Source organism: Bradyrhizobium sp. STM 3809 (assembly GCF_000239795.1).
In the GTDB taxonomy this organism is placed as follows: domain Bacteria; phylum Pseudomonadota; class Alphaproteobacteria; order Rhizobiales; family Xanthobacteraceae; genus Bradyrhizobium.
Genome location: NZ_CAFJ01000552.1, coordinates 1 through 5,906 on the forward strand (window position 1 = coordinate 1; position 5,906 = coordinate 5,906).

3 protein-coding genes are annotated in these 5,906 nt (G+C 65.4%); all 3 read left to right on the top strand.

Features of this window, described 5'->3' with window-relative positions; translation table 11 throughout:
• Positions 1 to 276 precede the first annotated feature (276 nt).
• The 3 genes from BRAS3809_RS25245 (at position 277) to BRAS3809_RS25255 (ending at position 5,827) form a co-directional block, all read left to right on the top strand.
• Positions 277 to 1,941, top strand: coding sequence for a thiamine pyrophosphate-binding protein (locus tag BRAS3809_RS25245; RefSeq protein WP_008964861.1), 1,665 nt, complete (start codon positions 277 to 279; stop codon positions 1,939 to 1,941).
• Between the two features lie 1,019 nt (positions 1,942 to 2,960).
• Positions 2,961 to 4,343 (top strand): M20 family metallopeptidase, encoded by a 1,383-nt coding sequence (locus BRAS3809_RS25250; RefSeq protein WP_008964862.1) that lies wholly within the window; start codon positions 2,961 to 2,963, stop codon positions 4,341 to 4,343.
• A 569-nt stretch (positions 4,344 to 4,912) separates the two neighbouring features.
• The gene (locus BRAS3809_RS25255) at positions 4,913 to 5,827 is read left to right on the top strand and encodes an amino acid ABC transporter substrate-binding protein (RefSeq protein WP_008964863.1); all 915 of its coding nucleotides are present in this window, start codon (positions 4,913 to 4,915) and stop codon (positions 5,825 to 5,827) included.
• The last annotated feature ends 79 nt before the right edge of the window (positions 5,828 to 5,906 follow it).

Genomic DNA, 5,906 nt, shown 5'->3' on the forward strand with positions numbered 1-5,906 from the left:
ACGGCGGCGAGGAGAAGGGCTACACGGACTATCCAGTGTATGACGCGAGGGTGAACGCGTAGCGCCCGCGCTCTCTCCGCCGTCATTGCGAGGAGCGCAGCGTACGACGATCGACGTTGTTGGCTCGTCTCTCTTCACATCGTCATGCCCGGGCTTGTCCCGGGCATCCACGTCCTTCCACGCGTGCCGACCGACGTGGATGGCCGGGACAAGCCCGGCCATGACGCGGCGAGAGTGCGCAATGACAAACAAGGCCGTCTTGCTCGGAGGAAACTCATGAAAAACCGCACCACCGGACGCTCGGCTTTCCTCGCGCTGCTCAAGGACGAGGGCATCACGCATCTGTTCGGCAATCCCGGCACCACCGAGCTGCCGGTGATGCATGCGCTGAAGGACCATCCCGACCTCACCTACGTGATGGCGATGCAGGAGAGCCTGGTGGTGGCGATCGCCGACGGCTTCAGCCGTGCCTCCGGCCGGCTCGTCGCCTGCAACGTCCATGTGGCGCCGGGCCTCGGCAATGCAATGGGATCGCTCTACAACGCGCAGTTCACGGGCACGCCGATGATCCTCACCGCCGGCCAGCAGGAGCAGGGCCACGGCCTGATGGAGCCTTTGCTGTACGGCCCGCTGGTCCGCATGGCCGAGCCGCTGGTGAAATGGGCGGTGGAGGTGAACAGGCTGGAGGATCTGCCGCGCATCGTCCGCCGCGCCGCCAAGGTCGCGACCACGCCGCCGACCGGACCCGTGTTCATCTCGCTGCCCGGCGACATCCTCAACGCCGAAGCCGGTATCGAGCTCGGCCGCTCCACAAGGGTCGATGCGCGCGTACAGCCCTCGGCCGATGCGCTGCAGGCACTGGCCCAGCGCATTCTCAAAGCGCAGCGGCCGGTGATCATCACCGGCGACGAGATCGTCAAGAGCGACGCGCTGCAGGCGGCCGCCGATTTCGCATCGGCGATCGGCGCGCCAGTGCATCAGCAATCCGCGCCCTATGGGTCGCACTTCCTGTCCGAGCATCCCTGCTACATCGGCTCGCTGTCGCGGACGCAGACCCAGGTCCGCGACCTCCTGGCGCCGCATGATCTGCTGATCGTGCTCGGCGCCGATCCCTTGCGCATGTCCGTGCACAGCGAGACCCTGCCGCTGCCCGACGGCCTGCCGATCCTGCAGGTCGGTCTCGTCGACTGGGAGCTGGGGAAGAATTTCGGCGCCGAGATCGCGCTCAAGGCCGACGTCCGCGAGACCTTGCTGCAACTGACGCCGCTGCTGCGCGCGCTCGGCGGTTCGGCCCTGCAGGCCGCCGCGCAAGCGCGCATCGCGGAGCTGTCACCGAAGAACTGGAGCGCCCGCCGCCGCACGCTGACGACGCAGATCGAAGCCGCGCGCGAGCGGACGCCGATCGATCCGGACTATCTGGCGCTGCAGGTCGCGCAGGCCGTGCCGGAGCATGGTATCCTGGTCGACGAGGGCCTGACCTCGGCGCGCTACATGACGGCGTTGTGGCCGTATCGCGACCGCTACAATTATCACGGCCTCGCCTCCGGCGGCATCGGCTGGGGCCTGCCGGCCTCGGTCGGCGTCAGCCTCGCCAATCCCGATCGTCCCGTGGTGTGCTACTCCGGCGACGGCAGCGCGATGTATTCGATCCAGGCGCTGTGGACCGCCGCCCATCACAAGCTGCCGCTCTCCGTCGTCATCGTCAACAATGGCGGCTACCGCATCATCAAGCAGCGGCTGTTGTCATTCCATGGCGACGACAACTACATCGGCATGGATTTCGTCGACCCGCCGGTGGACTTCGCCGGCCTGGCAAAATCGCTCGGCTGCGAGTCCCTGCGCATCAGCGATCCCCGCGAGTTGAAGACCGTGCTGTCGGCGGCGTTCCAGCGTCCCGGCACCAAGCTGATCGAGGTGATGGTCAGCAATGCTGTGAATTGAAGAGCGCGAACTGCTTCCCCTCATGGTGAGGAGCGCCGCTTGCGGCGCGTCTCGAACCATGAGGCCACGGTCCGGGCCTCGCCCTTCGAGACGCCCGCCTGCGGCGGGCTCCTCAGGGTGAGGAGCGGATGTGCTGCTCGAGTCCACGCGAAGAAATCAGTTTTCGAATATCCGAATATGTGCTTTATTCCCGAAATCTCGCCTCGACATGGAGCATAGCGAAGCCCTCTCCGCGAATACGCCGCTGCTGTCGATGTACAGCGCCAAGCGCGGAGCCGGCTCCTCATGGTGAGGAGCGCCGCTTGCGGCGCGTCTCGAACCATGAGGCCCGAGGAGTGGCCTCACCCTTCGAGACGCCCGCCTGCGGCGGGCTCCTCAGGGTGAGGAGCAGAAGTCGTGCTTGAGGTTCACGGGAAGAAATCTCTTTACGAATACCCGAAGTTATGCTTTATTTCCGAAATCCCGCCTCATACGGAGGGGCGCATCGCGATCGTCACGACACGCGAGGTGGGGATGCGACGGCTGTCGGCATGCCGCAGCGTGGGGAAGCCTGCGCGGACGAACGGCATCTGGCAGACGCAAAGGCGTGTGGTCCTGGCACCCCGACGCTGGTGCCAAGTCGACGGGCGATGATCCCGCCGGCGACGGTGGCTATCGAGCCGGACACCGGGGAGAGCGCGCTATACGCGTGAAAACCGTCGCGCGGGGAATGCCGGATGGCCGGCTGAACCTGTGGTGACTGCCGCCTGCTTTTTTTCTGCAGGCGGGCCATGGGTGAGGCCTTCACCCGGCGTTCCCCGCGCCCTCCGTCTGTCGAGGGTGTTCACGGCGACAAGCTCGGATGCGCAATGGCATCGCGAGAACGAGGGCGCGCGTGGCCGTCGTTCATATCCAGGCGCGAGGCGAGCGGTTCCGGAATCCGAGACCAGGCCGATGCTCCACTGAATTCAAACCCAGCCCCTTCCGCTTCTCCCGTGATCCCGATATGACGCCGCCTTCGTTGTGACTGGAAAAGCGCCATGACCAGGATTGATGCAATCGCCCGTGCCCGTCAGAGCCTGACCAGCGGTGACTTCCTGGCCGAGCTGGGCCGCCGCGTCGCCTATCGCACCGAGAGCCTCAATCCCGAGCGCAAGAACGAGCTCGAATCCTACCTCACCGACGAGCTGACGCCGTCTTTTGCCGAACTCGGCTTCTCCTCCGAGCTGGTGCCGTCGCCGAGCGGCCGGTCGCCCTTCCTCATCGCGACCTATCATGAAAGCGACAGCGCTCCGACCGTGCTGAGCTACGGCCACGGTGACACTGTCGACGGCATGACTGGCGAATGGCGCGACGGGCGTGACCCCTGGGCGGTGACGCCGGACGGCAACCGTCTCTATGGCCGCGGCACCGCCGACAACAAGGGCCAGCACAGCATCAACATGGCGGCGCTGCGCGCCGTGCGCGAGGCCCGCGGCGGCAAGCTCGGCTTCAATGCCAAATTCATCATCGAGATGGGCGAGGAGATCGGCTCCCCCGACCTCGCCAGGGTCGCCGATCTCAAGCGTGAGGCGCTGAAGGCCGACGTCTTCATCGGCTCCGATGGCCCGCGGCTGTCGACCGCGCGTCCCACCATCTTTCTCGGCTGCCGCGGCGGCATCCGGTTGCATCTCGACGTCAATCTGCGCGAGGGCGGCAATCACTCCGGCAATTGGGGCGGCGTGCTCGCCAATCCAGCCACCATCCTCGCCAACGCGATCGCGACGCTGGTCGACGGCCAGGGCCGGATCAAGCTGGAGTCGTTGAAGCCGCCGCGCCTCACCAACGCGATCCGGGCCATCCTGGCCGACGTCAAGGTCGAGCCGACCGCCGACGAGCCGGCGCTGTCGGACAATTGGGGCGAGGAGGGGCTGACGCCGGCGGAGCGGCTGTATGCCTGGAACACGCTCGAAGTGCTGGCGATCTCCTCGGGCAATATCGACAAGCCGGCGAACGCGATTCCCGGCCGCGCCCGTGCGGTGCTTCAGCTGCGCTTCGTGGTCGGCACCAAGGTCGACACGATCGTCGAAGATGTGAAGAGCCATCTCGTCGCGCACGGCTTCCCGATGATCGAGGTCAGCATGACGCAGGGCTTCGCGGCCTCGCGCGCCGATATCGACAGCCCCTGGATCAAATGGGCGGCGGATTCCATCAGAATGAGCACCGGCAAGGCGCCCGCGGTGCTGCCGAACTTCGGCGGCTCGCTGCCGAATGACGTGTTTGCCGACGTGCTGAAGATGCCGACCATGTGGGTCCCGCACTCCTATCCCGGCTGTTCGCAGCACGCGCCGGACGAGCACATTCTTCTGGATGTCACGGAGGAGGCGCTGGGCCTGATGGCCGGGCTGTTCTGGGATCTGGGTGAGTTGCGGAAGCCGTTGTGAGTTGGGGAGAAGGATGAGAACACCTCGCTCGGAGCCGGTGGTGCTGATCGCTCGCTGCTTGAGAGGGCTGGGCAAGATTTGTTGCGGCGATGTTCGTCGCCTGCGGCCGCCCTTCGAGACGCCCGCTTTAGGCGGGCTCCTCAGGGTGAGGACTGGTGGATTTGATAAAGCTCGCTGGTGCCCCTCATGGTGAGGAGCGACGCGCCGATTGGACAGACGTCAGGCAAGCTGACAGCGCGCGGCGCGTCTCGAACCATGAGGCCCGCCGGCCGCGGTTGCAGCGCGCCGGGGAACCGCTCGCGTGAGACTTTCGTCTGGTCGCCCGACCGCGGCGGCCTTCGTGGTTTACCATCCCGGCGTTCGGCGCTGCCGTTTCGCGCCGAATGTCTTGTCCAACGGGACGCGAGACAGGCAATTTGTCGCAAGCGTCCGAGAACTTGCCGCTGCGGGGTGGTCTATGGTGCCCGCGCCTGTCCGGCCGGAGATCGTCCGAGGCCGGGCGGGACTATTTTGAGTTCGCTCTGGTTTATGCAAGCATCCGGCCATCTGCCGGATTGAGGAGATCAGTTATGAAGTCACTTCGCCTATTCGGCCTCGCCTTCGCCGCCGCGCTCTGCGCCGGCCAGGTGCAGGCGGAAGACCTGACGGGGACCTTGAAGAACATCAAGGAGACCGGTGCCATCACGCTCGGCGTCCGCGACTCCTCGATTCCGTTCTCCTATCTCGACGACAACCAGAAGCCGGTCGGCTTCGCGATCGACATCTGCATGGGCATCGTCGATGCCGTGAAGAAGGAGCTGAAGCTCGACAAGCTCGAGGTCAAGCTCAACCCGGTGACCTCGTCGACCCGCATCCCACTGCTCGCCAACGGCACCATCGACCTCGAATGCGGCTCGACCACCAACAATGCCGAGCGCCAGAAGCAGATCTCCTTTACCAACACCCACTTCCTGACGGCCAGCCGCTACGTCTCGAAGAAGGCGAGCAACATCACCAAGATCGATGATCTGAAGGGCAAGACGGTCGTGTCGACCGCCGGCACCACCAACATCAAGCAGCTGACCGAGGCCAATGCCGCGCGCAGCCTCGGCATCAACATCATCCCGGCCAAGGATCACGCCGAGGCCTTCCTGATGGTCGAGACCGACCGCGCGGTGGCGTTCGTGATGGACGACATCCTGCTCGCCAGCCTCGTCGCCAGCTCGAAGGATCCGGCCGCCTACGTCATCTCCAGCGACGCGTTCTCGAAGCCCGAGCCCTACGGCATCATGCTGCGCAAGGACGATCCGCAGTTCAAGAAGGTCGTCGATGCCGCGACCGCCAAGATCTACACCAGCGGCGAGGGCGCCAAGCTGTACGACAAATGGTTCATGCAGAAGATCCCGCCGAAGGGCCTGAACCTGAACACCCCGATGTCCGCCGAGCTGAAGGCCGAGTTCGCCAAGCCGTCGGATTCGCCGGACCCGGACTCGTACAAGCCGTAAGCTGCTCTCCATTCGCGGCTGCCGCATGATGCAGCTCGCAAAGCTTGGACTCGAGCCGTTGCCACGGCGACGCTCTACT